The sequence below is a fragment of the Yoonia sp. KMU-150 genome (assembly GCF_056858355.1).
Map to the genome: position 1 here is coordinate 1,465,843 of NZ_JBXEQF010000001.1, position 25,751 is coordinate 1,491,593.

Annotated in this window: 28 protein-coding genes; 19 read left to right on the forward strand and 9 right to left on the reverse strand. The window is 64.9% G+C overall.

Annotation, left to right across the window (positions count from 1 at the left end; translation table 11 throughout):
• Positions 1–2 precede the first annotated feature (2 nt).
• Positions 3–989, reverse strand: coding sequence for an ABC transporter ATP-binding protein (locus AC04PH_RS07135; RefSeq protein WP_483065049.1), 987 nt, complete (start codon positions 987–989; stop codon positions 3–5).
• Positions 990–1,976, reverse strand: a complete 987-nt coding sequence (locus AC04PH_RS07140; protein ID WP_483065050.1) for an ABC transporter ATP-binding protein — start codon at positions 1,974–1,976, stop codon at positions 990–992. It lies immediately after the preceding gene.
• Between the two features lie 194 nt (positions 1,977–2,170).
• Here AC04PH_RS07140 and argE point away from each other — a divergent pair, with 194 nt between their 5' ends.
• Both argE and AC04PH_RS07150 read left to right on the forward strand, forming a co-directional pair.
• The gene (argE, locus tag AC04PH_RS07145) at positions 2,171–3,331 is read left to right on the forward strand and encodes an acetylornithine deacetylase (protein WP_483065051.1); all 1,161 of its coding nucleotides are present in this window, start codon (positions 2,171–2,173) and stop codon (positions 3,329–3,331) included.
• Between the two features lie 67 nt (positions 3,332–3,398).
• Positions 3,399–4,562 (forward strand): M20 aminoacylase family protein, encoded by a 1,164-nt coding sequence (locus AC04PH_RS07150; RefSeq protein WP_483065052.1) that lies wholly within the window; start codon positions 3,399–3,401, stop codon positions 4,560–4,562.
• Between the two features lie 63 nt (positions 4,563–4,625).
• On the opposite strand, the gene AC04PH_RS07155 is transcribed toward AC04PH_RS07150, so the two are convergent.
• Positions 4,626–5,066 carry a hypothetical protein gene (locus AC04PH_RS07155; protein ID WP_483065053.1) on the reverse strand — a complete coding sequence of 147 codons (441 nt, stop codon included), beginning with the start codon at positions 5,064–5,066 and terminating at the stop codon, positions 4,626–4,628.
• On the reverse strand, positions 5,063–6,064 hold the full coding sequence (gene moaA / locus AC04PH_RS07160; RefSeq protein ID WP_483065054.1) for a GTP 3',8-cyclase MoaA: 1,002 nt from the start codon (positions 6,062–6,064) through the stop codon (positions 5,063–5,065). The genes AC04PH_RS07155 and moaA overlap by 4 nt, the downstream gene beginning before the upstream one ends.
• 103 nt (positions 6,065–6,167) lie before the next feature.
• On the opposite strand from moaA, the gene AC04PH_RS07165 reads away from it, so the two are divergent.
• A complete protein-coding gene (locus tag AC04PH_RS07165; protein WP_483065055.1) occupies positions 6,168–6,680 on the forward strand; it encodes a D-galactarate dehydratase in 513 nt (170 codons plus the stop codon).
• Between the two features lies 1 nt (position 6,681).
• On the opposite strand, the gene AC04PH_RS07170 is transcribed toward AC04PH_RS07165, so the two are convergent.
• From AC04PH_RS07170 to glmU, 3 genes are read right to left on the reverse strand one after another with little or no spacing between them, the layout of a single operon-like run.
• The gene (locus AC04PH_RS07170; protein ID WP_483066165.1) at positions 6,682–7,359 is read right to left on the reverse strand and encodes a DNA alkylation repair protein; all 678 of its coding nucleotides are present in this window, start codon (positions 7,357–7,359) and stop codon (positions 6,682–6,684) included.
• A 10-nt stretch (positions 7,360–7,369) separates the two neighbouring features.
• On the reverse strand, positions 7,370–9,193 hold the full coding sequence (gene glmS, locus AC04PH_RS07175) for a glutamine--fructose-6-phosphate transaminase (isomerizing) (protein WP_483065056.1): 1,824 nt from the start codon (positions 9,191–9,193) through the stop codon (positions 7,370–7,372).
• Positions 9,194–9,196: 3 nt separating this feature from the next.
• Positions 9,197–10,549 carry a bifunctional UDP-N-acetylglucosamine diphosphorylase/glucosamine-1-phosphate N-acetyltransferase GlmU gene (gene glmU, locus AC04PH_RS07180; RefSeq protein ID WP_483065057.1) on the reverse strand — a complete coding sequence of 451 codons (1,353 nt, stop codon included), beginning with the start codon at positions 10,547–10,549 and terminating at the stop codon, positions 9,197–9,199.
• A 162-nt stretch (positions 10,550–10,711) separates the two neighbouring features.
• Between glmU and AC04PH_RS07185 the strand changes: the two genes are divergently transcribed.
• Together AC04PH_RS07185 and AC04PH_RS07190 are read left to right on the forward strand one after the other, a co-directional pair.
• Entirely contained in the window at positions 10,712–11,371 is a 660-nt protein-coding gene (locus AC04PH_RS07185) for an HAD-IA family hydrolase (protein WP_483065058.1), read from the forward strand.
• A 44-nt stretch (positions 11,372–11,415) separates the two neighbouring features.
• On the forward strand, positions 11,416–12,609 hold the full coding sequence (locus AC04PH_RS07190; protein WP_483065059.1) for a DegT/DnrJ/EryC1/StrS family aminotransferase: 1,194 nt from the start codon (positions 11,416–11,418) through the stop codon (positions 12,607–12,609).
• Between the two features lie 170 nt (positions 12,610–12,779).
• Here the strand turns inward: AC04PH_RS07190 and AC04PH_RS07195 are convergent, their stop codons facing one another.
• Positions 12,780–13,238, reverse strand: a complete 459-nt coding sequence (locus tag AC04PH_RS07195; protein WP_483065060.1) for a CreA family protein — start codon at positions 13,236–13,238, stop codon at positions 12,780–12,782.
• A 140-nt stretch (positions 13,239–13,378) separates the two neighbouring features.
• Here AC04PH_RS07195 and AC04PH_RS07200 point away from each other — a divergent pair, with 140 nt between their 5' ends.
• The 12 genes from AC04PH_RS07200 to AC04PH_RS07255 all read left to right on the forward strand — a co-directional run bounded on the left by AC04PH_RS07200 (position 13,379) and on the right by AC04PH_RS07255 (position 23,989).
• Positions 13,379–14,542, forward strand: a complete 1,164-nt coding sequence (locus tag AC04PH_RS07200) for an isovaleryl-CoA dehydrogenase (protein ID WP_483065061.1) — start codon at positions 13,379–13,381, stop codon at positions 14,540–14,542.
• Positions 14,539–14,898: a hypothetical protein gene (locus tag AC04PH_RS07205; RefSeq protein WP_483065062.1), complete on the forward strand. Its 360-nt coding sequence runs from the start codon at positions 14,539–14,541 to the stop codon at positions 14,896–14,898. Before AC04PH_RS07200 ends, AC04PH_RS07205 begins: the two co-directional genes overlap by 4 nt.
• 5 nt (positions 14,899–14,903) lie before the next feature.
• A complete protein-coding gene (locus tag AC04PH_RS07210; protein ID WP_483065063.1) occupies positions 14,904–15,194 on the forward strand; it encodes a hypothetical protein in 291 nt (96 codons plus the stop codon).
• A complete protein-coding gene (locus tag AC04PH_RS07215; protein WP_483065064.1) occupies positions 15,191–15,904 on the forward strand; it encodes a flavodoxin family protein in 714 nt (237 codons plus the stop codon). Before AC04PH_RS07210 ends, AC04PH_RS07215 begins: the two co-directional genes overlap by 4 nt.
• 14 nt (positions 15,905–15,918) lie before the next feature.
• Positions 15,919–16,377, forward strand: a complete 459-nt coding sequence (locus AC04PH_RS07220) for a hypothetical protein (protein ID WP_483065065.1) — start codon at positions 15,919–15,921, stop codon at positions 16,375–16,377.
• Positions 16,377–16,880 carry a lysozyme inhibitor LprI family protein gene (locus tag AC04PH_RS07225; RefSeq protein WP_483065066.1) on the forward strand — a complete coding sequence of 168 codons (504 nt, stop codon included), beginning with the start codon at positions 16,377–16,379 and terminating at the stop codon, positions 16,878–16,880. Before AC04PH_RS07220 ends, AC04PH_RS07225 begins: the two co-directional genes overlap by 1 nt.
• Positions 16,881–16,894: 14 nt before the next feature.
• Positions 16,895–18,466 carry a carboxyl transferase domain-containing protein gene (locus AC04PH_RS07230; RefSeq protein WP_483065067.1) on the forward strand — a complete coding sequence of 524 codons (1,572 nt, stop codon included), beginning with the start codon at positions 16,895–16,897 and terminating at the stop codon, positions 18,464–18,466.
• Between the two features lie 201 nt (positions 18,467–18,667).
• Positions 18,668–20,602, forward strand: a complete 1,935-nt coding sequence (locus tag AC04PH_RS07235) for an acetyl/propionyl/methylcrotonyl-CoA carboxylase subunit alpha (RefSeq protein ID WP_483065068.1) — start codon at positions 18,668–18,670, stop codon at positions 20,600–20,602.
• Positions 20,599–21,255, forward strand: coding sequence for a glutathione S-transferase family protein (locus AC04PH_RS07240; protein WP_483065069.1), 657 nt, complete (start codon positions 20,599–20,601; stop codon positions 21,253–21,255). The genes AC04PH_RS07235 and AC04PH_RS07240 overlap by 4 nt, the downstream gene beginning before the upstream one ends.
• A 102-nt stretch (positions 21,256–21,357) precedes the next feature.
• Positions 21,358–22,224 carry a hydroxymethylglutaryl-CoA lyase gene (locus AC04PH_RS07245; RefSeq protein WP_483065070.1) on the forward strand — a complete coding sequence of 289 codons (867 nt, stop codon included), beginning with the start codon at positions 21,358–21,360 and terminating at the stop codon, positions 22,222–22,224.
• Positions 22,221–23,009 (forward strand): crotonase/enoyl-CoA hydratase family protein, encoded by a 789-nt coding sequence (locus AC04PH_RS07250; RefSeq protein WP_483065071.1) that lies wholly within the window; start codon positions 22,221–22,223, stop codon positions 23,007–23,009. The genes AC04PH_RS07245 and AC04PH_RS07250 overlap by 4 nt, the downstream gene beginning before the upstream one ends.
• An 83-nt stretch (positions 23,010–23,092) precedes the next feature.
• Complete coding sequence (locus AC04PH_RS07255) at positions 23,093–23,989, forward strand: hypothetical protein (protein WP_483065072.1); 897 nt, start codon at positions 23,093–23,095, stop codon at positions 23,987–23,989.
• 13 nt (positions 23,990–24,002) lie between these two features.
• Here AC04PH_RS07255 and AC04PH_RS07260 read toward each other — a convergent pair whose 3' ends face one another.
• Positions 24,003–24,629, reverse strand: coding sequence for a class I SAM-dependent methyltransferase (locus tag AC04PH_RS07260; protein WP_483065073.1), 627 nt, complete (start codon positions 24,627–24,629; stop codon positions 24,003–24,005).
• A 230-nt stretch (positions 24,630–24,859) separates the two neighbouring features.
• Here AC04PH_RS07260 and AC04PH_RS07265 point away from each other — a divergent pair, with 230 nt between their 5' ends.
• Together AC04PH_RS07265 and AC04PH_RS07270 are read left to right on the forward strand one after the other, a co-directional pair.
• Entirely contained in the window at positions 24,860–25,225 is a 366-nt protein-coding gene (locus AC04PH_RS07265; protein WP_483065074.1) for an NADH-quinone oxidoreductase subunit A, read from the forward strand.
• On the forward strand, positions 25,216–25,746 hold the full coding sequence (locus AC04PH_RS07270) for a NuoB/complex I 20 kDa subunit family protein (RefSeq protein ID WP_483065075.1): 531 nt from the start codon (positions 25,216–25,218) through the stop codon (positions 25,744–25,746). Before AC04PH_RS07265 ends, AC04PH_RS07270 begins: the two co-directional genes overlap by 10 nt.
• The last annotated feature ends 5 nt before the right edge of the window (positions 25,747–25,751 follow it).

A 25,751-nucleotide genomic window follows, 5' to 3' on the forward strand; every position in this document is an offset into this window, starting at 1 on the left:
TGTCATTCGTGTAGGTGGCAGGCCGCATAGTGGCCCGGTCTGACCTCGCGGTAAGGCGGGTCGACTGTTTTGCAGATGTCCATGACCGCCGGGCAACGGGTGCAGAAATTGCAGCCCTCGGGCGGGTTCGCGGGCGAGGGCACGTCGCCCTGCAGGACGACGCGCTGACGTTCCGTCGCCAGTGCGGGATCGGGTTCCGGCACGGCGGACAGCAGCGCCTTGGTATAAGGGTGCAGCGGGTCGGCGAACAGCGTCTCGCGGTCCGCCAGTTCCACCACCTTGCCCAGATACATCACCGCCACGCGGGTCGCGATGTGACGCACCATCGACAGGTCGTGACTGATGAACAGATAGGTCAGGCCGAACTGTTCCTGCAGGTCTTCCAGCAGATTGACCACCTGCGCCTGAATCGACACGTCGAGTGCCGCGATCGGTTCGTCGCAGACGATGAACTTGGGGTTCAGCGCCAGCGCGCGGGCAATCCCGATGCGCTGCCGCTGCCCGCCGGAAAATGCGTGCGGGTAACGCCGGGCGAACTTGCGGTTCAGGCCCACGGCATCCATCAGCTCGCCGACCTTTTCCTTTTTCTCTTCGGTGCTGAGCGTCGTGTGTTCGTCCAGCGGCTCGCGGATGATCGCCTCCACGGTCATGCGCGGGTTCAGCGATGCCTGCGGGTCCTGAAACACCATCTGCATCGTCGGGCGCTTGTCGCGCAGTTGCGCCTGCGGCGTCGGGCCGATCTCGGTGCCGTCGATCACGATGCTGCCGCTGGTGATGTCGTAAAGCCGCAGCACCGCGCGTCCGCAGGTGGATTTGCCGCAGCCGCTTTCACCCACAAGGCCCAGCGTCTCGCCTTCCATCACGTCGAAGCTGACGCCGTCCACGGCCTTCACCTCGCCCACGCGGCGGCGGAACAGCCCGGCGTAGATCGGAAAGTGCATTTTCAGATCGCGCACCTGCACAAGTGGCTGCGGGGCCATATCCTTCATCTACAGCCCCTCCGCATGGAAACAGGCCACGTCATGCTGCGCGCCCACGTCATAGCGGCGGGGGTTTTCCTTGGCGCAACGCTCGAACGCCACGTCGCAGCGGTCGCGGAACGGGCAGGCGGTTGGCGCGCCGGTCATGATCGGTGGCTGTCCTTCGATGATGGTCAGCCGCTCGGCGCGTTCCCCGGCAATCGACGGGATCGTTTTCAGCAGCGCCCGGGTATAGGGGTGGCCGGGGTTGCGGAACAATTCCTGCACAGGCGCATGTTCCACGACCTGCCCGCCGTACATCACCATCACCCGGTCCGCGATGCCCGCGATCACGCCCAGATCATGCGTGATCCAGATCATCGCCATGTTCAGCTTGCTGCGCAATTCCTTCATCAACTCAAGGATTTGCGCCTGAATGGTCACGTCCAGCGCTGTCGTCGGCTCGTCCGCGATCAGCAGCTTGGGGTCGCAGGCAAGGGCGATGGCGATCATCACCCGCTGCCGCATCCCGCCGGAAAACTGGTGCGGGTAATCGTCCAGCCGCTGTTTCGCGCCCGGAATACCCACCAGTTCCAGCAGTTCCTGTGCGCGCACCCGTGCCGCGCGTTTCGACATTTTCATATGCTTGCGCAGTGGCTCGCAAATCTGGAAACCGACGGTATAGACCGGGTTGAGCGATGTCATCGGGTCCTGAAAGATGAAGCCGATCTCGCCGCCACGCACGCTACGCAGCGCCTCACCCTTCAACTTGAGCAGGTCAGTGCCGCCGAAATGCACCGTGCCGCCGCGCACATCCGCTGGCGGCGAGGGCAGCAGCCCCAGAAGCGACATCATCGTGACCGACTTGCCCGACCCGCTTTCGCCGACCACACCCAGCAATTCGCCAGGGCGCAGATCGAAGCTCACGTCGTTGACCGCGTGAACCTCGCCCGCGCGGGTCTTGAATACCGTCTTGAGGTCCTGGACCTCCAGCACCGGCGCTTGCCCGTCGGGCATGTAGAACCTCCCAGGTGGTTCAATCTTATTGTTTTTCTAGGTCGCCCGCGCAGTGACGCAGCGCCGTTTGGCCAGACGGTATCATCAAAATCCGGTGTCGCAACCCGATTCCTGTTTGCGTTGCGTCGCCCGAGCCGCGAAGCTGCAGGCGAAAAGGCGCTGCCGCGTCCGCGAATGATACCGGAAGTTTCAACATGGCCCCGACCCCCCGCGACCTGCTCGATCGCCTGATCGGTTTTCCCACCGTCAGCCGCGACAGCAACCTCGACCTGATCGCCTTTGCCGAGGGGTATCTGGACGACCACGGCATCGCGTCTGTGCGGGTGCCGAATGAAAACGGAACCAAGGCCGCGCTTTATGCCCATGTCGGCCCGCAAGTGGACGGCGCGGTCGTCCTGTCGGGGCATACCGATGTGGTGCCTGTGGACGGGCAGGCCTGGGACACCGACCCTTTCACCGTGGTGGAAAAGGACGGCAAGCTCTACGGGCGCGGCACCTGCGACATGAAGGGCTTCGACGCGCTGGCGCTTTTCGCCATGGCGTTGGCGTCGCAACGGGACCTCAAGCGCCCGCTGCAGATCGCCCTGTCCTATGACGAGGAGGTCGGCCTGCTGGGTGCCCCGCCGATGATCGACCACATGATCGCAAACGGCATGCCGCGCGGCGATACCGTGCTGGTGGGCGAGCCGTCGATGATGCAGGTCGTGACCGGCCACAAGGGCGGCGTCGGCTGGGACGTGCATGTGCACGGGTTCGAGACGCACAGTTCGCTCGCCCACGAAGGCGTCAGCGCGATCATGTGGGGCGCGAAACTGATCGACTGGGCCAACCGGGTGAATGCGGAAAACGCAGCCGCCACGCCCACCGATCTGGCCGCCCCCTTCGTGCCGCCCTGGACCTCGCTGCACGTCGGCACGATCAGCGGCGGCACGGCCCACAATATCATGGCGAAAGACTGCACCTTCGGCATGAACGTGCGTACGGTTCCGGGCGAGAATACCGACGACTGGCGCGCGAAGTTCATTGCGAAAGCCGCTGAAATCGAAACGGAAATGCGCAAGATTCACCCCGACACCGGTATCTCCTACGAAGAATTCTTCGCCATGCCCGGCCTCGTCCCCGAAGACGGAGGTAAGGCGGAAGAACTCGCCCGCCGCCTGACCGGCGACAACGGCACCCATGTCGTCAGCTACGGCACCGAAGCGGGCCAGTTTCAGGAACGTGGCTATTCGGCGGTGGTCTGCGGACCGGGCGACATCGCGCAGGCGCACCAGCCCAACGAATTCATCACGGTCGATCAATTCCGGCAGGGCGAGGCGTTCATTCGGCGGCTGGTAGATCACCTCTCTGCCTGACCCCCTTGCGGGCCGCGCCACGGTGCGACAGGATCGCGGCAAATCCCGATCATTCTGGAGTGACACCATGCCCGTCAAGAACCGCTTTGCCGAACTGCTGCCCGAAATCACTGCCTGGCGGCGCGACCTGCACGAGAACCCCGAGATTCTGTTCGAGACGCATCGCACTTCCGCCATAGTCGCCGAAAAGCTGAAGGGCTTTGGCTGTGACGAGGTCGTCACGGGCATCGGCCGCACCGGTGTCGTCGCCGTGATCAAGGGCAAGACGAATAATTCGGGTAAAACCATCGGCTTGCGCGCCGACATGGATGCGCTTCCCATTCACGAGGCGACGGGTCTGCCCTATGCGTCCAAGACAAACGGCGCGATGCACGCCTGCGGCCACGACGGGCATACCGCGATGCTTCTGGGGGCCGCGCAATATCTCGCCGAGACCCGCAATTTCGACGGCACGGTCGTGGTGATCTTCCAGCCCGCCGAGGAAGGCGGCGGCGGCGGGCGCGAGATGTGCGAGGACGGCATGATGGACCGCTGGCACATCGACGAGGTCTACGGGATGCACAACTGGCCCGGCAAACCGGTGGGCTCTTTCGCGATCCGCCCCGGTGCGTTCTTTGCCGCGACCGACCAATTCGACATCACGATCGAGGGCAAGGGTGGCCACGCCGCCAAGCCGCAGGAAACCGTCGACAGCACGCTGGTCGCGTCCCATGTGGTCCTTGCCCTGCAATCCATCGTGTCGCGCAACGCGGACCCCGTAGATCAGATCGTGGTCTCCGTCACCTCCATCGAAAGCTCGTCCAAGGCATTCAACGTCATCGCCCAGCGGGTGCATCTCAAGGGCACCGTGCGCACCATGTCCAAGGGGATGCGCGATCTGGCCGAAACCCGGCTGAAAGCGATCTCGGAAACCACCGCGCAGGCCTTCGGGGCCAAGGCCGACGTGACCTACCACCGCGGCTACCCCTGCATGGTCAACCACGACGAACAGACCGAATTCGCCGCCAAAGTTGCGGCCTCCGTTTCCGGTGCCTGCGAGGACGCGCCGCTCGTGATGGGCGGCGAGGATTTCGCCTTTATGCTCGAGGAGCGCCCGGGTGCCTACATCCTCGTTGGCAACGGCGACAGCGCCTCCGTCCACCACCCCGAATACAATTTCAACGACGAGGCGATCCCGGCGGGATGCTCCTGGTGGGCGGAGATTGTCGAGCAGCGGTTGCCCGCCGCCTGAGAGTGCGGGACGCCTTTGGCGCGCGTATTTTTGGCGAGATAACATGGACGCCGACCGCGCACATCAGGCGTAGCGTCTGGCAAACCAGAGCCATCCGGCGATCCCGCCCAGCGTCAGTGCAGGTGTCAGGATCGGGTGGAAGAAAAAGGCGAAATAGGCCTCATGCGGCAGCCATGTCGCGCCGAAGTCGATCTGGAATTCATAGGCGATGCACCAACCCAGATAGAGCGTCGCGCTCAACCAAAGTGCCACCATCGGAAGGGCCTGCCGGACGGGAAGCAGCGCAAGCACACCGGCAAGCACGCCGAAAGGGACAGCCATAATGCCGCAGGTCAGGGCCAGGGTGGCGGGGGTGACGGCCATGCCCGGCGACAGCGGGAAGGCGCCACCGTCGAAATAACCGTGCACAATGCCGATGGTCACGCAGGCACTGATCCACAGGAACAAGAACATCATCGCCGCGCCAAGGCAGAGCGCAACCAGCGCGCGGCGCAGTGCCCTCATCCGCCGGTATGGCTCATGTGCCGGCTCACTTGACCGTCGACGGTCTGGCGGGAATAGTCGAAATCATGGCCTTTTGGTTTCAGGGCGATCGCGGCGCGGATCGCGTCCTCCAGCGGGCCGTCGCCTTCCGCGCGGCGCAAGGGCGCGCGCAGGTCCGAGTGGCCCTCTTGCCCCAGACAGGTATAGATTTCTCCGGTGCAGGTGATCCGCACGCGGTTGCAGCTTTCGCAGAAATTATGGCTGAGCGGCGTGATGAAGCCGATCTTCTGGCCAGTCTCAAGGCGGACATAACGCGCCGGGCCGCCGGTCCGTTCGGGGATATCCGTGACGGTATGACGCTCTTCCAGCCGCGCGCGCAGGTCTTTCAGAGACCAGTATTGCCCGAACCGGTCCTCGTTGCCGATGTCGCCCATCGGCATGACCTCGATGAATGTCAGGTCGATGTCGCGGGCGGCGCACCAGTCGGTCAGCGTGAACAGCTCGTCCTCGTTGAAGCCCCTGAGCGCCACGGTGTTGATCTTCACCCGCAGACCGGCCCTTTGCGCCGCGTCGATGCCGCGCAGCACCTGGGGCAGGCGGCCCCAGCGGGTGATTTCGGCGAATTTCGCCTCGTCCAGCGTATCGAGTGATACGTTGATCCGGCGCACACCGGCGGCAAACAGGGCATCGGCGTATTTTTCCAGCTGGCTGCCGTTCGTCGTCAGCGTCAGCTCGTCCAGCGCGCCGGTGTCCAGATGCCGCGTCATGCCTTGGAAAAACGTCATGATACCGCGCCGCACCAGCGGTTCCCCGCCGGTAATGCGCAGCTTGCGCACGCCAAGGCGGATGAAGGCGGAACACAGCCGGTCCAGTTCCTCCAGCGTCAGCAGGTCCTTCTTGGGCAGGAAGGTCATGTTTTCCGACATGCAATAGACACAGCGGAAATCGCAGCGGTCGGTGACCGACAGGCGCAGATAGCTGATGGCGCGGGCGAAGGGGTCGATCAGGGGGGCTGTCATGGGCGAAACCTATGCCTGCGCAAAGGATGGCGCAAGGCGCAGATCACCCGTTGCCAGATGCGCCCCGGCGATTTACGCTTTTGTGATGATCAAGCGCCTACTCATGCCCGCCTTCGCCCTGTCGCTTCTGGCAGCCTGTGACGACCCGCTGTTCGCGATCCAGCAGCCGGATGTACCGGATGGCCCGGTGATCGCCGACCCCGATCCGACGGCGATCGAGACGCTGGACCCCACGCCGCCACTGCCACCGCCGCCGACCGCGCGCACGGTGGATGAATTCGACACCACGACCGAAGAGGACCGCGCCGCCGCCGTCGCCGTCGCGCCGGAACCTGCCGGCGAAACCCGGCTGGGCACGACGAACGTGTCGCTCGGGTCCGCCGCCGATCCGGGAATATGGCTCAAGACCGGGCTGGTCGACAGCCTGACGCCGGGGCGCGTGGAATACCCTGCCAACGGCAATACCGTGAACCTTGAGCTGCGCCCGTCGGGGAACGAACCGAGTGCCGCCAGCCAGATGAGCCTTGCCGCCATGCGCCTGCTGGAGATTCCGCTGACGGCACTGGCCGATGTGGTTGTGTTCCGCCGGCCGGGCGGAAGCGACGGCAACAGCTAGGTCAGACTGGCAGCTTGCGCGCGGCTTCCTTGCGCGCAAAGGGTTTCATCCTGTCGCCATGCGCGTCCAGAAACATCCGCACCCGCGGCGCGTCGTGTTTCGAAAGGTCGCGCAGCCACCAGGCCACTGCCTTCTGGATGAACCATTCGGGATCGTCGACGTAGGTTGCCGCCCAGCCGAGGATCCGGTCACGGGCGGCTTCCTCCGCTGGCTTGGGATGGTTCTGCTTGCACCATGGCAGGGTGATCACAAGTGCGGCGCGCCGGGTCCAGATATGGTCCGATACGGTCCAGGCTTCCACCTGATCGAGCCGCGACGGGTCCGCCACCAGCCTCTTTTGCCCTGCGATGCTGGCATGATCGGCCACGGCCCAGGCATCGAACGTCGGCACCCAGCTTTGGATCAGGTCCCATGCGCCGCCGTCGTCGGGTTTGATCCGTGCCTGCGTCAGCAGTTTCCCGGCGGCGATGCGGCCCTCGTGCACGTTGCTGTCCCACAGATCGCTGGCCAGTTGCAGCCGTGCCTCCAGCGTAAGATCGGCCCGCCAGCCCTTCGTGGCCGCGTCGATCACCGGGTTGGCAACGCCCAGATAGGGGCGGTCGACTTTGTGATAGGCGCGCATCTCCGCCGCCTTCTGCACATCTCCGCCAAGCTGTGCCAGCGCCTCTGCCGCCGTCAGCGCCACGGCGTCACTCCACCGTCACGGATTTCGCGAGGTTGCGGGGCTGGTCCACATCCGTGCCTTTGGCCACGGCGGTATGATAGGCCAGCAGTTGCGCGGGTACGGCATAGAGGATGGGGGCAAGGAATGCGTCGATCTTGGGCATCTGGATCGTGTCCCAGACGCCGTCGCCCGCCTCCTTCAGCCCCTTCTTGTCGCTGATCAGCAGCACGCGGCCGCCGCGCGCCATGACCTCCTGCATGTTCGAGATCGTCTTGTCGAAGAGCGCGTCGCGCGGCGCCATGACGATGACGGGCACATGTTCGTCGACCAGTGCGATGGGTCCGTGCTTGAGTTCGCCCGATGCATAAGCTTCGGCGTGTATATAGCTGATTTCCTTGAGTTTCAACGCGCCTTCATGCGCCAGCGGATACATCGCGCCGCGCCCCAGGAACAGGATGTCGCGCGCCTCTGCCAGCTTGCGGGCGATGTCGCGGCAGGTGCCTTCTATCCCGAGGGCCAGGTTGATGACGCCGGGCAGCGACCGCAGCCCGGCGAGTTTTTCCGCCAGTTCCGCATCGTCGATCCGCCCGCGTGCGTGGGCCGCCTGAATGGCGAGGATCGCAAGTGTGGTCAGTTGGCAGGTGAACGCCTTGGTCGAGGCCACGCCGATTTCGGCACCCGCCAGAATCGGCAGCGCCAGATCGCTTTCGCGAGCGATGGTGCTGGTCTCGACGTTGACGATGGACACGATCTTGTCGGCCTTGTCCTTCATGTAGCGCAGGGCGGCCAGCGTATCGGCGGTTTCGCCCGACTGGCTGACGAACAGGCCGACCGTGCCTTTCGTGACCGGCGGTTCGCGGTAGCGGAACTCGGAGGCCACGTCGATTTCGACGGGCATGCCCGCGAGTTGTTCGAACCAGTATTTTGCCACCATGCAGGCGTAGTAGGCGGTACCGCAGGCGACCATGGTGATCCGTTCGACCTGCGTGAAGTCGATCTGCGGCGCGGGCAGGGTGATCGCGTCGGCGTCGGGGCTGATGTAATGGCTCAGCGCACCCTGCAGCACGGTCGGCTGTTCGGCGATTTCCTTGGCCATGAAGTGCTTGAACTCACCCTTGTCGACGCTGGTGGCGCTGACCTGAATGGTCTGCCGCTTGCGGTTGGCGAGCTTGCCGCGGGCATTGCGGATTTCGACACTTGTGCGGGTGACGATGGCCCAGTCGCCCTCGTCCAGATAGGTGATCTGGTCGGTCATGGGGGCCAGCGCGATGGCGTCCGAACCCACGTAGTTTTCACCGTCCCCGTGTCCGATGGCCAGCGGAGAGCCTTGCCGCGCCGCGATGAGCAAATCGTCTTCGCCGTCGAACAGGAAGCACAGCGCATAGGCCCCTTCGAGCCGGGCGATGGTCTGTTCGGCGGCATCGCGCGGCGACAGCCCCTGATCGCGGAAATGCTGGCACAAGAGCGCCACGGTTTCGGTGTCGGTATCGGTGGAATAGGCAATGTCGTGTTCGGCCAGAAAGGCGCGCAACTCGCGGAAATTCTCGATGATACCGTTGTGCACGACCGCCACGCCGCCCGCGCGGTGCGGGTGCGCGTTGCCCACGTTGGGCACGCCATGTGTGGCCCAGCGGGTATGGCCGATGCCCGACTTGCCCAGCAGCGGGTTGTGCACCAGTTCGTCCGACAGGTTCACCAGCTTGCCGATGGCGCGGCGGCGGTCGAGCCGTTGGTCGTGGATCGTGGCGATCCCCGCACTGTCATAGCCACGGTATTCCAGCCGCCGCAGGCTGTCGACCAGCAGGGGGGCCGCTTCGTTGTTGCTCAATACGCCGACAATTCCGCACATCTTCTAGTGTCCTTTCCGCTGGCGGGCCTTTTTGGCGCGCAGCATGTCAAATAGCTTCGTCGCAAAACCCGGCTTGTTGGTTTGCCGGGTGCGTCCGAGGGCCAGCGCGCCGTCCGGCACGTCCTCGGTGATCACCGATCCGCTGCCTGTCATGGCACCGTCGCCGACGTTCACCGGGGCGACCAGCATCGTGCTCGACCCGATGAAAGCGCCTGCGCCGATATGAGTCTTGTGCTTGAAGAACCCGTCGTAATTGCAGGTGACGGTGCCCGCGCCGATGTTGGCCCTCTCGCCCACATGGGCATCGCCGATATAGGTCAGGTGGTTCACCTTTGCCCCTTCGGCGATCACCGCGTTCTTGATCTCGACGAAGTTGCCGACCTTGCTGTCCTCCGCCAGTTCCGCGCCGGGACGCAGGCGGGCGTAGGGGCCGACCGTCGCGCCGCGCGAGACATGGCAGCCTTCCAGATGGCTGAAGGCGAGGATATGCGCGCCCGATTCGACGGTGACCCCGGGGCCGAAGACGACATGCGGGGCGATGACCGTGTCGCGGCCGACCACGGTGTCATGGGCGAAATAGACGGTATCGGGGGCGGCCATGGTCACGCCGCTTTCCAGAACCTCGGCGCGTGCGCGGGCCTGGAACAGCGCCTCTGCCCCCGCCAGTTCCTCGCGGGAGTTCACGCCCAGTGTTTCCGCCTCGTCACAGCGCACGACCGTGGCGGACAATCCCGCATCGCGCGCCAGACCGATGATGTCGGTGAGGTAGTATTCACCGGATGCGTTGTCGTTTCCGATCTGGCCGATCAGGTCGAAAAGCGTCTTGCTGTCGGCGGCGATCACGCCGCTGTTGCAAAGGGTTATACGGCGTTCCTCATCCGTCGCGTCCTTGAACTCGACGATCTTTTCCAGCGTGTCGCGAGTGGTGACGAGCCTGCCATAGCGCCCGGGATCGGCGGCCTCGAACCCCAGAACGACGACATCGTTTTCGGCCCGGGCCGCGATCATCGCTTCCAGCGTTTCGGGGCGAATGAAAGGGGTGTCGCCGTAGAGCACGATGGCATCACCCTGAAAATCCGCCAGCGCGGCGCGGGCCTGTGCAACCGCATGGCCCGTGCCCAGCTGCTCGGTCTGCAGCACGACCTGCACTGTGTCGTCCCAGATGCGCGCCGCGGCCTCGACCTGTTCTGCGCCGTGGCCTGCCACGACGACGGTGCGGTCCGGCGTCAGCGCAGCACCGGATTTCATCGCGTGGACCAGCATCGGCGCACCGGCGATGGGGTGCAGCACCTTGGGCAGATCGGAATTCATGCGCGTGCCCATGCCCGCGCCCAGGATAATCAATGCAGTCGCCATAAGTGTCCTTCGTCAATCACCGGTCCCGCACCCATGGCCTGTGGCCGGTCGGGGAAACTGCCGTCCTTCTACCCAAAGCGCTGGCTTTCACAAGGGCGGGGGGTTCACTTCACCTTACGCATCGTTACAGAGGTATGGGGCGGTTGTGACGGGGGCAGGGCGATGCGCACGGTGATTTTCGATCTCGACGGCACGCTGGCCGATACCAGCGGCGATCTGCTGGCCGCCGCCAACGCCTGTTTTCGCGATCTGGGGCTGGGCGATCTGCTGGACGCACGCGACGCGGGCACGGCGCTGAAAGGCGGGCGGGCGATGCTGCGGCTGGGGTTTTCCCGCGTGGCGGGATTTGACGAAACCCATGTGGACGCGCAGTATCAACCGCTGCTGGAAGCCTATGCCGGTGCCATCGACCACCACACGGTGCTGTATCCCGGCGCGATGGACGCGGTGCAGGCCTTGCGCGATGCGGGCTATGCCGTGGGCATCGCCACCAACAAGCCCGAGAGGCTGGCAGAGACACTGATGCGCAGCCTCGGCGTGCGCGAGGCCTTCGGCTCGCTCGTGGGTGCCGACACGCTGCCGGTGCGCAAGCCGGACCCGGAACACCTGTTCGAGGCCGTGCGCCGTGCCGGAGGCGACCCCGCGCGCTGCCTGCTGGTGGGCGATACGGCGACCGACCGCGACACATCGCGCGCCGCCGGGGTGCCGTCGATCCTGGTGACCTTTGGCCCCTCGGGCGAGGATATGGCCGCGCTGGAGCCTGAAGGATTGATCGACCACTACGACGCGCTCTTGACGGAGGTCCGCCGCCTGATCGGCTGAGCATGTCATTGACAGGGCGCGCGGGGGGCGAAACAGTCCGCGACATGGAAAAATTCACCGGCAGTTTCACCCAGCAGGGACCGATACCGGAGGCGGGCATCGTCGCCGCCAATGCGGTGATGCGCCACGGGCGGCTGCACCGCTACAACACCGCCGACGGCGAGGTCGCGGAAACCGTATTGCTGGAACAGGAGTTCGCGGCGCTGACCGGGGCGCGCTACTGTCTCGCCGTGGCCTCCGGCGGCTATGCAATGACGACGGCCCTGCGCGCCTGCGGCGTGGGCCACGGCGACCGGGTGCTCACCAACGCCTTCACGCTGGCCCCGGTGCCGGGGGCGATCGCCGCGGTCGGCGCGCAGCCGGTCTTCGTCGGGGTCACGCCGAACCTCGTGATCGACCTCGACGATCTGGCGGGCAAGCTGGATCAGGCCAATGTGCTGCTCCTGTCGCACATGCGCGGCCGTATCTGCGACATGCGGCGGCTCATGGCGTTGTGCGATGCCGCCGGTGTCACGGTGATCGAGGATTGCGCCCATACGATGGGCGCGGCCTGGGATGGTCTGCCGTCCGGGCGCTGGGGCCGGTTCGGGTGCTTTTCGACCCAGACCTACAAGCATATCAACTCCGGCGAGGGCGGTCTGCTGATCGGCGACGGGGCAGAAGATATGGCCCGGGCGATCATGCTGTCAGGCAGCTACATGCTTTACGAGACACATCGCGCCGGGCCGCCACCGGAGACCTTCGCGCAGATCCGCTACGAGACGCCCAACATCTCCGGCCGCATGGACAACCTGCGCGCCGCCATCCTGCGCCCGCAACTGGCCGATCTGCCGCGGCAGGCGGCGCGGTGGAACACGCGCTACCGCGTGCTTGAGGACGGTCTAAGCGACACGCCCGGAATCCATTTGCCGCAGCGCCCGGAGGAGGAGGCTTTCGTTGCGTCGTCATTCCAGTTTTTGCTTTTGGACTGGGGGGCTGATGATGTGCGGGCTGTCATTGACCGCTGTGCCGCGCGCGGTGTGGCGCTGAAGTGGTTCGGCGGGGCAGAGCCGCAGGGCTTTACCAGTCGCTACGATAGCTGGCGCTATGCCGAAAGCGCGCCAATGCCCGCGACCGACAGGATATTGGCCGGAATCGTCGATTTACGCCTGCCACTGACGTTCAGCGCGGACGACTGCACCCTTATCGCCCGGATCATCCGGGCAGAGGTGTCTGCGGTCTGGCAGGCGACACGGTAGACCGGCCTTGCCCAAGAGCGCGCGCCGCCGCCCGCAAAGCGCATGGCTGCCAATTCGCGGCCCGGTATCCCGTATTATCTTGCCAAAAATACTCAGAAATTGGCGGCGGCGCAGCCACCGCCCCCGGGCGACGTGCAACGCACGGCGCAAACCCACTCAGGAACAGGGTCTCAGTCGCGCAACCGCGCCTCGTAGAGCGGGATCGTCGAGATCGACATCTTCGCGGAGCCTTCGCTCAACTCGGACGCATGGGCCAGATAGATCAGCACCTCGTTCTCCGCGTCATAGATGCGCTTGACGACCAGCGACTTCAGGATGATCGACTGCCGTTCGCGAAACACGTTCTCGCCGTCCCAGCCGCGGTCGATGTCGCCGATGGTGATCGGCCCGGTCTGGCGGCAGTCGATCGAGGCGTTCGACGGATCCTCGAACCAGTTGCCGTTGGAAATCCGGTCGAAGAGAGAGCGTTCGAAATACGCGATGTGACAGGTGACGCCCGCGACCTCGGGATCGGGGATCGCCTCGATGATGATGTCGTTGCCGACCCAGTCGACGCCGACGCGCCCGACCTCGTCGGCGGGCAGGGCGGTGGCGATGAGGGTCAGGGCGGCCGCGATGCAGTGTTTCATGAGCAGCCAACCCCGCATCGGTGTTTTGGTTCCGGTGCTTGTGATGTGGCACGGGCGCGGTATCGTGGTGCACAAATGACTCGACAGGTGTCGCCGCGCGCGCCTATAAATGAACAAGTGTTCAATTAACGGAGGCTCCGATGTTTCTGGCATCCATGACGTTCGATCTTGGGGAAGATGTGAACGCCCTGCGCGATATGGTTCATGCCTGGGCGCAGGAGCGGGTGAAGCCGATGGCCGCCCGGATCGACGCGGACAACACCTTTCCCCCCGAACTCTGGACTGAAATGGGAGAGTTGGGCCTGCTGGGCGTCACGGTCGATGAGGCTTATGGCGGCGCGGGTATGTCCTATCTTGCACATACCGTCGCGGTGGAGGAGATCGCGCGGGCCAGTGCCTCTGTCTCCTTGTCCTACGGTGCGCATTCCAACCTTTGCGTGAACCAGATCAAGCTGAACGGGTCGGAAGAACAGAAACAGAAATATCTGCCGAAGCTGATTTCCGGCGAACACGTTGGCGCATTGGCCATGTCAGAGGCCGGGGCGGGATCTGACGTGGTGTCGATGACGCTGAAGGCGGAAAAGCGGAACGATCACTACCGCCTGAACGGCAACAAATACTGGATCACCAACGGCCCAGACGCCGACACGCTGGTTGTCTACGCCAAGACCGACCCGGAAGCTGGCGCGAAGGGCATCACGGCTTTCCTGATCGAAAAGGACATGACCGGCTTCAGCACAAGTCCGCATTTCGACAAGCTGGGGATGCGCGGGTCGAACACGGCGGAACTGATCTTCGACGACGTGCAGGTGCCGTTCGAGAACGTTTTGGGCGAAGAGGGGCGCGGTGTGCGCGTGCTGATGTCGGGGCTGGATTACGAACGGGTCGTTCTGGCGGGCATCGGGCTGGGCATCATGGCCGCCTGTCTGGACGAGATCATGCCCTATCTGGCGTCGCGCAAGCAATTCGGCCAGCCGATCGGCAGCTTCCAACTGATGCAGGGCAAGATCGCGGATATGTATACCGCGATGAATTCCGCCCGCGCCTATGTCTACGAGGTCGCGCGCGCCTGCGACAGGGGCACCGTAACCCGGCAGGATGCCGCCGCCTGCTGCCTCTATGCCTCCGAGGAAGCGATGAAACAGGCGCATCAGGCGGTGCAGGCGATGGGTGGCGCGGGCTTCCTGAACGACGCCCCCGTCGCACGCATCTTCCGCGACGCCAAGCTGATGGAGATCGGCGCGGGAACGTCGGAAATCCGCCGGATGCTTGTGGGGCGCGAGATGATGGGGGCGATGGGGTGAAAAAGCGTCGCAGATCACCACAGGAAAAAAAGGCGCTGTCGTATGAGAAAGACCGGCGCAATGACTACGGCGAAAACGATAAATCTTCTCGGAAGAACATTCCGCTAAGCAAGGCGAGATCGCATCGCGCTGTGCGCCGTGCTGACAAGCTGGCAATTCAAAGCGATCCGCTGTCGGACGGACTATTGCCCGACAGAGCCAAGCCTGACTGGAAGAAATCTCCTGACCGGCAACTTGGAGAGCTTCTGGAGTGGCGCAACAATCCACCGGATTGGTCCAATGATCGTTGGGAAGCGGCCGAAAAAGAGCTTGCGCGCAAATTCGCCAATAAGCTGCGTGCTTTGCGAAAGTCGTGACAGCAATGAAGAAGTTAATCCTCCTCCCCTTCGTCGCACTTGTCGCCCTCGCAGCCTACCTCGGTCTGCGCCTTGGCCAACCGCTCAGCGAGACAGAGGCGATCACCTTTTTCGCCACGCAATACGGTTTGGAAACCGGCCGTCCGCAGTCGGACTGCTCGGCCATTCCCTCGACCCGTGACGGCGTTTGGATCGAGGTGGTCTGCATCGGCCCCGACTTTACCGGCAGGAACTATCTTGTCGGCCCGCGTGGGCAGGCGGTGGGCACCATTGAAATGAAAGCACCCGACGCATGACAGATTTTTCCGGCCTGCGCGCCCTGTTCATCAACACCTCGCTGAAAAAGCAGCCCGAGGAGAGCCATACCAAGCTCTTGATGAACGCCTCCGCCGCGATCATGGAAAAGAACGGCGTGGCGGTGGAGCATGTGCACATGCTGTCGCACGACGTGCCGCCCGGGGTGTACCCGGACATGACCGAGCATGGCTGGGACGCCGACGATTGGCCCGCGATCTGGGACAAGGTGAAGGCCGCCAATATCCTCGTCATCGGCACGCCGCTGTGGCTGGGTGAGGAAAGCAGCGTCTGCCGGGTGCTGATCGAGCGGCTTTACGGCATGTCGGGGCTGCTCAACGACCGCGGACAGTCGGTCTTCTACGGCAAGGTCGGCGGCTGCGTCGTGACCGGCAACGAGGACGGGATCAAGCATGCGGCGATGACCATCGGCTATGCCCTGTCGCATCTGGGCTATACCATCCCGCCGCAGGCCGATTGCGGCTGGATCGGCGAAGCCGGGCCGGGGCCGTCCTATGGCGACGATGACGGGCAGGGCGGGCGCGTGGGCTTTAACAACGATTTCACCCAGCGCAACACCACGATCATGACGTGGAACCTGATGCACCTGGCGCATCTGCTGCGCGACGGCATCCCGAACGATGGCAACGACCGCGAGGCGTGGAAAGCCGGCACCCGGTTTGATTTCGAGAACCCGGAATATCGCGGATGAGGGTCGTTGCCGCCATGACCCTTTTGGCCACACCGGCCGCGGCGCAGGACGCCCCGCCCGCGTCATTTCTCAAGTGCGTCGATACGATGATCGAGGACAATCGGGACAATCCCTTCGTCGACTTCGGCGCCATGATGATCTGCGGTGAACGATACGCGCCGCCGCGCACCTCCTGCGTCGGACTCCAATACATGCTGCCGCACACCCGCCCCGACTGCGAGGCACAGGATTTCGTCTATTGGTCGACGCAGAACGATCTGTGGAAAGCGCGGGTCGCCGAAGAAGGTGGTGTGGCTGAAAGCGATCTGTTCCGCCATGGGCAGACGCGCTGCGCCGACCCCGCACAGACGGAGAATGTGCAGGTCTGCCAGACTGAACTGCACTGGCGCGAGGTCATGGGTTTCTGGTCCAGCGATGTCAGGCGCGCGGCTTTCGGCCCGGCGGAGTCGGTGGATGAGGAGGAGGACGGATAATGCCCTTGGGATTGAAGCACGGCATGGCGGTCGCCATCGCGCTGGGCGGAACGCCGCTGGCGGCACAGGAGGTGGTTTTCGATGATGCCGTAATCCGCGCCTGCCTTGCGGCCAGCCCGGAGGGCGGCCCCTGCATCGGGCTTGCGACGGAGGCCTGCATCGACGCCACGCCCGACGGTTTCACGACCTACGGCATGAACACCTGCACCGCGCGCGAAATCGACTTCTGGGACGAGATGCTCAACGCAGAATATCAGCGCCTGCGCGCGGATGCGGCCGGTTTCGATGGTGAGGTCGCCGGTGAGGTGAAGAACGCGCCATCCGTCGCCGACAGCCTGCGCGACATGCAACGGGCCTGGATCGGCTATCGCGATGCGTCGTGTGATTTCGAGGCCTCGGTCTTCGGCACCGGCACCATGGGCAGCACGGTCTGGCTGGGGTGCAAGCTGGATGAAACCGCGCGGCAGGCGCTGCGGCTGCGCCACACCGAACTGATATTCTAGAGAAAGGGCAGCCCGTGACAGATACGCCATCCCCCCGCACCGCGCATGAGGCCGCACTCGCCGATGTCGCCGCAGCGGCACAGGCAGCAGCCCACGGCGGCGGCGAGAAATCCCGCGCGCGGCACGTGTCGCGCGGCAAGATGCTGCCGCGCGACCGGGTGGCCGGGCTGCTGGACCCCGGATCGCCGTTTCTGGAAATCGGGGCCACGGCGGCGCATGGCGTGTACGACGACGCGGCCCCCTGTGCCGGTGTCGTCGCGGGCGTGGGCCGGGTGCACGGGCGCGACGTGATGGTGGTGTGCAACGACGCCACGGTGAAGGGCGGCACCTATTACCCGATGACGGTGAAAAAGCATCTGCGCGCGCAGGAGATCGCGGAAAGCTGCCATCTGCCCTGCGTCTATCTGGTCGACAGCGGCGGTGCGAACCTGCCCAACCAGGACGAGGTGTTTCCCGATCGCGACCATTTCGGGCGTATCTTCTACAATCAGGCGCAGATGTCCGCGAAAGGCATCCCGCAGATCGCCGTGGTCATGGGGTCCTGCACGGCGGGCGGGGCCTATGTGCCCGCCATGGCCGACGTGTCGATCATCGTGAAGGAGCAGGGCACGATCTTTCTGGCTGGCCCGCCACTGGTCAAAGCCGCGACGGGCGAGGTCGTGACGGCGGAAGACCTCGGCGGCGGCGATGTGCACACGCGGCTGTCAGGTGTCGCCGATTATCTGGCAGAGGATGACGCACATGCACTGGCGCTGGCCCGGCAGGCGGTAGCGAATTGCGCGCTGAAAAAGGTCGATCAGGTCCGCGCGGTGCCGGAGCCGCCCGCTTTCGACCCCGAAACGCTCTTCGATGTGGTCCCCGCCGACCTGCGCACGCCCTACGATATCCGTGAGGTGATCCGGCGGATCGTGGACGGCAGCCGGTTCGATGAGTTCAAGGCGCGCTTCGGCGACACGCTGGTCACGGGGTTCGCCCATATCGACGGCTGGCCCTGCGGTATCGTCGCCAACAACGGCGTGCTGTTTTCCGAGGCCGCGCAGAAAGGCGCGCACTTCGTGGAACTGTGCAGCCAGCGCAAGATCCCGCTGATTTTCCTGCAAAACATCACCGGCTTCATGGTGGGCCGTAAGTACGAAAACGAAGGCATCGCGCGCCACGGGGCCAAGATGGTGACGGCGGTGGCCACCACATCGGTGCCCAAGATCACGATGGTCGTGGGCGGGTCCTATGGTGCTGGCAACTACGGCATGGCGGGCCGGGCCTATTCGCCCGATTTCATGTGGACCTGGCCAACCAGCCGCATCTCCGTGATGGGTGGCGAACAGGCGGCGGGCGTGCTGGCGACGGTCAAGCGCGACGCGATCGAGCGGTCGGGCGAGACGTGGACCGAGGAAGAGGAAACCGCCTTCAAGCAGCCCACCATCGACATGTTCGCCGAACAGTCGCATCCGCTTTATGCGTCAGCGCGGCTGTGGGACGACGGCATCATCGACCCGCGCAAAAGCCGCGAAGTGCTGGCGCTGTCGCTGGCCGCCTGCATGAACCGCGAGATCGGGGAGACACGCTTTGGCGTGTTCCGGATGTGATGGCGGTGGTTGATATGGCGCTAAGGGCATCGCCCGACCTGGTGGGCGATGACACGTTTGCTGTTGCATTGAACATTTCCAGGATCGCAGCGGTATTTGAGGCCGCGCCGGTGCAATATCGCCCTCCGGGGGGAGGTCGGGCGATGCCTGGCGTGCCGCCGGGCGGGACGGTGGCAAGGATCAAACTGACGGGACAACGAGATGTTCGATAAAATCCTCATCGCCAACCGGGGCGAGATCGCCTGCCGCGTGATCCAGACAGCCCAGCGGCTGGGTGTGGCCACGGTTGCCGTTTACTCCGATGCCGATGCGGACGCGCTCCATGTGCGGCAGGCGGACGAGGTTGTGCGGTTGGGGCCTGCACCCGTGGCCGATAGCTACCTGCGGGGCGATCTGATCATTCAGGCCGCACTGGAGACCGGCGCGCAGGGGATCCACCCGGGCTATGGCTTCCTGTCAGAAAACCCTGATTTCGTGGAGCAGGTGGAGAAGGCGGGGCTGACCTTCATCGGCCCCTCGGCCAAGGCGATCCGCGCGATGGGGCTGAAGGACGCGGCCAAGGCACTGATGGAAAAGGCGGGCGTGCCGGTCGTGCCAGGGTATCTGGGCGAGAACCAAGACCCGGAGCATCTGGCGCGGGAGGCCGAGAAGATCGGCTATCCAGTGCTGATCAAGGCTGTCGCGGGTGGCGGCGGCAAGGGGATGCGGCTGGTCGAGCGGGCGGCAGATTTCCGCGAAAATCTGGACAGCGCGCAGGCGGAGGCGAAGACTGCCTTCGGCAATCCGGACGTGCTGATCGAAAAATACATCACCAGCCCGCGCCATATCGAGGTGCAGGTCTTTGGCGACGGCGTGCAAGCCGTGCATCTGTTCGAGCGGGATTGCTCGCTTCAGCGCCGCCACCAGAAGGTGATCGAGGAAGCGCCCGCGCCGGGCATGACGGAGGAGGTGCGTCACGCGATGGGCGATGCGGCGGTGACGGCGGCCGAGGCCATCGGCTACGCGGGTGCCGGGACCATCGAGTTCATCGTGGACGGGTCGGACGGGCTGCGTACCGACGGGTTCTGGTTCATGGAGATGAACACGCGCCTGCAGGTCGAACACCCGGTGACCGAAGCGATCACCGGCGTCGATCTGGTGGAATGGCAGTTGCGCGTGGCCTCCGGTGAGCCGCTACCCGCGCGGCAGGAGGACCTCACCATCGCCGGCCACGCCTTCGAGGCGCGGCTCTATGCCGAGGATGTCCCCGCAGGCTTCCTGCCCGCGACCGGCAGGCTGGCGCATCTGGCGTTTCCCGACGCCGCCCGCATCGACAGCGGGGTCGAGACCGGATCGGAAATCTCGCCCTGGTACGACCCGATGATCGCCAAGGTGACGGTGCATGGGGCCGACCGGGCGCAGGCGCTCACCGGGCTGGCCCGCGCGCTGGGCGACACGCAGGTGGCGGGCACGGTGACGAACCTTGCCTTTCTGCGGCGTCTAGCGGTCGATGCGGATTTTGCCGCCGGTCGCGTGGATACCGGATTGATCGCGCGCAAGATCGACGATCTTTCGGCGGCCCCGGCGGTGACACCCGAACGGCTCGCCGCGGCGGCCCTGCTGGCGGCGGGGTGCGACAGGCCGGGCGATGCGCAGACGGGCTTCGCGCTCTGGCAGCCGCTGGTGCATGACGTGACGCTGGCGCTGGGCGAGGAGACCCATCTCGTGCGGCTGACGGTTCGGGATGCGGATCATGTCCATGCCCGCGTCGGGGAGGACGAGGTGGCACTCACCCGGCGCGGTGCGGCCTGGTGGACCGGGCAGGAACGTATGCCGCCCGCGCATCTGCACGCCGGACAGGTCACGCTCTTTGCCGCCGAAACGCTGACGTTCGCGATTGTCGACCCGCTCGACCGCGCCGGGGCGGCGGGCGGCAGCGATCAGGTGGTGGCACCGATGCCGGGGCTTGTGCGGGATGTGGCCGTGAAGGCCGGGCAGACCGTTCAGGCGGGCGACCGGCTGGCAGTGCTGGAAGCGATGAAGATGGAACACGTCCTGCGTGCGCACCGTGACGGCATCGTTGCACAGGTCGCGGTGACGACGGGCGATCAGGTGGTGGCGGGGGCGCTGCTGGTCGCGCTGGAAGCCGAGGCATGATCCGCCTGCACCACAGCCCACAGACCCGGTCGATGCGCAGCTTGTGGCTGCTGTATGAAATGGGCGTGCTGTTCGATCTGAAAACTTATGCTTTCGACGCCAGCATCAAGTCGGAGGATTATCTGGCGCTGAACCCGACGGGCCGCGTGCCGTCGCTGGAGATCGACGGCGCGGTGCTGTTCGAAAGCGGTGCCATCGCGGAATACCTTTGCGAGCGGTTCCCGGAGGCCCGTCTGGGACGTGCGGCGGGCCATGCCGAGCGGGCGGCGTTGCTGAACTGGCTGCACTTTGCCGAAACGGTCAGCCAGCATGTGGCGGCGTTGACACAGCAGCATATCATGCTGTTCGAAGACCGTATGCGCAGCCCCACGGTGATGAAGCTGGAGGCTGCCCGTCTGCGCAAGTGTTACGCAGCGCTCGACCGGGCGCTGGCGGGGCGCGACCATCTGCTGGACGGATTTTCCGCTGCTGATATCGGGCTCGGTCAGGCGGTCTATATGGGGCGGCATTTCGCGACGTTGGAGGGTTTTGATGCATTGGCGAGATGGTACGCGCGCATCACCGCACGGCCCGCCTTCGTGAAATCGCTGCCCGCGCCCGGCACCGGGCTTTACGCGCGTGATTTCTATCCGGCCTGGACGCAACCTGAATGAGCGGCTGCGCCGCACATCATTTTTCGAGTGTGGCCCGCTACGCGGGCCAGTGGGGCCAGCCCCACACCCCGAGGTATTTCAGACCAAAAGAAGGAAAACCCCATGGCTGATGTGGTGCATATCCATGAGGTCGGACCCCGCGACGGCCTGCAGAACGAACCCGGCGTGATCGGGACCGGTGCCAAGGTCGCGCTGATCGACCTTCTGTCACAAAGCGGGCTGCGCGATATCGAGGTGGGGTCGTTCGTCAGCCCCAAGTGGGTGCCGCAGATGGCCGATACGCCGGATGTGCTGCGCGCGATGCAGCTGGCGGAAGGGGTGACCTATGGCGTGCTCGTGCCGAACATGCGCGGGTGGGAGGGGTTTGTGCCCTTCGCCGACGGCCCCTTCGAGGTGGCGGTATTCATCTCCGCCTCTGAAGGGTTCAGCCGCGCCAATCTGAATTGCACCATCGCCGAAAGCGTAGAGCGTGCGGCACCCGTGGTTGCGGCTGCATGGGCGGCGGGCGTGCGGGTACGCGGCTATGTGTCCTGCGTCACCGATTGCCCCTATGACGGGCCAGTGGCGCCCGCGGCGGTGGCAGGGGCGGTCGGGCGGCTGCGCGCGCTGGCCCCGATGCAGGTGTCGCTGGGTGATACCATCGGCAAAGGCACGCCGGAACGGGTCACGGCAATGCTGCGTGCGGTGCTGGATGTTGCCCCGGCGGATCAGTTGGCCGGACACTTCCACGATACCGGAGGGCAGGCGCTCGACAATATCCGCGCATCGCTCGATCTGGGGCTGCGGCATTTCGACAGTGCGGTCGGCGGCCTTGGCGGCTGTCCCTATGCACCCGGTGCACCGGGGAACGTGGCGACGGAAGCGGTGCTGGCGATGCTGGATGCGGCGGGTTTCGACCACGGTGTCGACCGGGATGTGATCGCGCAAGCGGCTGATATGGCGCAGCAAATGCGGGGGAGCGGGACATGAGCCTGATACGGATCGAGACGGACTCGCGGGGCGTGGCGACACTGACGTTCGCGCGGGCCGACAAGCACAACGCGTTGTCGGCGCAGATGATCGCCGAAGTCACACAAGCGGCGCAACGGCTTGGCATTGATGACGCAGTGCGGGTGGTGGTACTGGCAGCAGACGGCAAGACATTTTGCGCCGGAGGCGATCTGGGCTGGATGCGCGACCAGATGGCGGCGACGCCGGAGGTACGTGCCGTAGAGGCACGCAAGCTGGCCGAGATGCTGCAGGCGCTGAACACGCTGCCGAAACCGCTGATCGGGCGCATTCACGGCAACGCCTTTGGCGGTGGCGTCGGCATGGCCTGCGTCTGCGATACGGTCGTGGCGGTGGCGGGGGTGAAATTTGCGCTGACCGAGACGAAGCTGGGCCTGATCCCGGCGACCATCGGGCCATATGTCCTGGCGCGGATGGGCGAGGGGAACGCACGCCGCGTTTTCATGTCGGGCCGCGTGTTCGACGCGGGCGAGGCGCAACGTCTGGGGATAGTGGCGCAGGTCGTGGACGCCGATGCTTTGGACGCGGCGGTGGAGGCCGAAGTGACGCCCTATCTGGCCTGCGCGCCGGGGGCGGTGGCCGACGCCAAGGCCTACGCCCGCAGCCTTGGCCCAGTCATCGACGACGCGCTGATCGACCGGTCCATCGCCCGGCTGATGGACCGCTGGGCCGACCCGGAGGCGCAGGAAGGCATCGGCGCGTTCTTCGACAAGCGCAAGCCGGATTGGATGCGCGTCGAAGACTGAGCAACGCCGAGGGTTGCCAGCAGATCATCGACCGTGCAGGGTGTCATAGATTTACCCGATATGAATATTTAAGGAGTATTCCCATGCACACCATCCGCTTCGCGATGAGTTGTCCCGTGGCTGTCTGTTTCGTTCTGGCGGGGTGCGGCGGCACCACTTCTGCCAATTCCAACATCACCTACCGCACCTTCACCAATATCGAGCCGGTGACGACGCCGCTTGTCGGACAGCAGTTGGGTGCGCTTGTGTCGGATGCGATCCGGCCGGCCAGCATTTCGCCGATGACCGGGTCCATCACCCACGACACCCGCGCCATGACGGTGGGCGGCGGACCGTTCGTCGGCGCGACATTGAACGATCCGGATGGCCCCGACAACGCCGGTACGCTGCAGGATACGCCACCGAACGCAAACCCGCTCAGTCGGAACGAGGCCATGATCGGCGGGCAGGGGTTCAGCGGGATCTATGACTACGTGCGCCCGGCCAGCCAGCAATATATCGTTGCCAGCCAGTTTGGAAGTCAGCTTGTGGCCGGCGGATACCGGTCGGACTCTGGATTTCTGGGTGTCGCGACCGACCCTGTCGACGTGCCGTCGACCGGAACGGTAATCTATTCCGGAGAGGCGGTCGGGCGCGTGAACTACACAGGTGGCACCTTCAACCAGGTTTCGACGTTCCCCGCAACCGTGACGGCCGACTATCAAAGCGGGACGGTCTCCATGACCGCGACGACGACGGTCGGCGCGGATACCAGCGTCGTGTCGCGGACCGGAATGACGATCACCGGTGCCACGTTCGGTGGCGGCACCGCCGCTCTGACGCGCAACGGCGTGGCGCAGGACGTGAGCAGCCTGACGGACAGCGCGCAGGGTAACCTTTACGGCTATGATCAGGCGGCCACGGCCCCTGACGAGGTGGGGCTGATCGTCGTCGGTCAGGGCACAGATGCCGCCTACAGCGTGACGGTGATCGCCGACTGATAGGGTCGTCCGCTCAGACTTCGGGCTTTTGCGCCACCACAAAGACCGCCATGCCCTTGTCCGGTTTCCAGTCGTAGGTGACGGTCAGCCCCGCATCCCGGTGCAGTTGGATCAACCTGCTCCGCGACAGGGCGCGGAACGGCGGCATCGCACCGGTTTTCGCGATCAGCGGGCTGAGGGCGGCCAGCGGGCGCAGGTAGAACGGTATCGAGGGCGTGGAACTGACGACATGACCACCCGGTTTCAGCAACGCCGCCATACGGCGCAGGGCGCTGCCCGCGTCATCCAGCAGATGCAGGATGCTGTGCGCCATGATCATGTCGAAGGGGCCGTCGCCGCAGTCGATGTCGTCCAGCGTGGCGACGCGGAAGGTCACGTTGTCCGCACCCGCCGCCACGCGCTTTTCCTCGGCGATGGCGATCATCGCCTCTGATATGTCGGTCGCCAGGATGTGCCCGGCGTGCGGCGCGTGATGCAGCGCGGTGGTGCCGGTGCCGCAGGCGATTTCCAGCACGCGCGCGTCCGGTGTCAGCAGATCGCGGGTATAGTCCAGCTTGTGTCGATAGCTGGCGGGGTCGCTGACCGGGTCGCGGGCGTATTTTTCGGCGATGCGGTTCCAGAACGCGGCTGTGTCGGGCATGGGGCACCTGTTCGGTCGAAGGTCTGATCGCTGGCAAAATGCCGCGCCGACCGGTTTGCCACAAGTCGGGTTTGGCTGACCTTGCGGCCGGAACCGGCCAAATTCGCCTGCCACAAATCGCCGCCCCCCGTTGACCCCTCCAAGCCACGGGGGTAGGTGTCTGAAAAGCCTGCAACGTGCGGCGTGGCCCGCGTTCGAACGGCGTGCGAAACTCGGGAAAGGACCCGCCCTTGGAATTCAACGTCACCGAATATCTGCCGATCCTGATCTTTCTGGGCCTCGCCATCGCGCTTGGCCTGATCCTGATCCTCGCGGCCGCCGTTGTCGCGGTGCGCGCGCCGGACCCCGAAAAGGTCTCGGCCTATGAATGCGGGTTCAACGCCTTCGACGACGCGCGGATGAAATTCGACGTGCGCTTCTACCTCGTGTCGATCCTGTTCATCATCTTCGATCTTGAGGTGGCGTTCCTGTTCCCCTGGGCGGTGGCGTTCGCGGACATCTCCATGACGGCGTTCTGGTCGATGATGGTATTCCTTGGCGTGCTGACGATCGGCTTTGCCTATGAATGGAAAAAGGGGGCGCTCGAATGGGAGTGATGACCGGCAATCAGGTGGGCGCGGACAAGGAACACGGCACCCAGCTTCTCAACAAGGAGTTGCAGGACAAGGGGTTCCTCGTGACCTCCACCGCCGATGCGATCAACTGGGCGCGCACCGGGTCGCTGCACTGGATGACTTTCGGGCTGGCCTGCTGTGCGGTAGAGATGATGCACACGTCCATGCCGCGCTACGATCTGGAGCGTTTCGGCACCGCACCGCGCGCATCCCCGCGCCAGTCCGACCTGATGATCGTGGCCGGCACGCTGACCAACAAGATGGCCCCCGCGCTGCGCAAGGTGTACGACCAAATGCCGGAGCCGCGCTACGTGATCTCCATGGGGTCCTGCGCCAACGGCGGCGGCTATTACCACTACAGCTACTCGGTGGTGCGCGGCTGCGACCGGATCGTGCCCGTGGATGTCTACGTGCCCGGCTGCCCGCCGACGGCTGAAGCGCTGCTTTACGGTATCCTGCAACTGCAACGCAAAATCCGCCGGACCGGCACGATTGTCCGCTAGGGGGT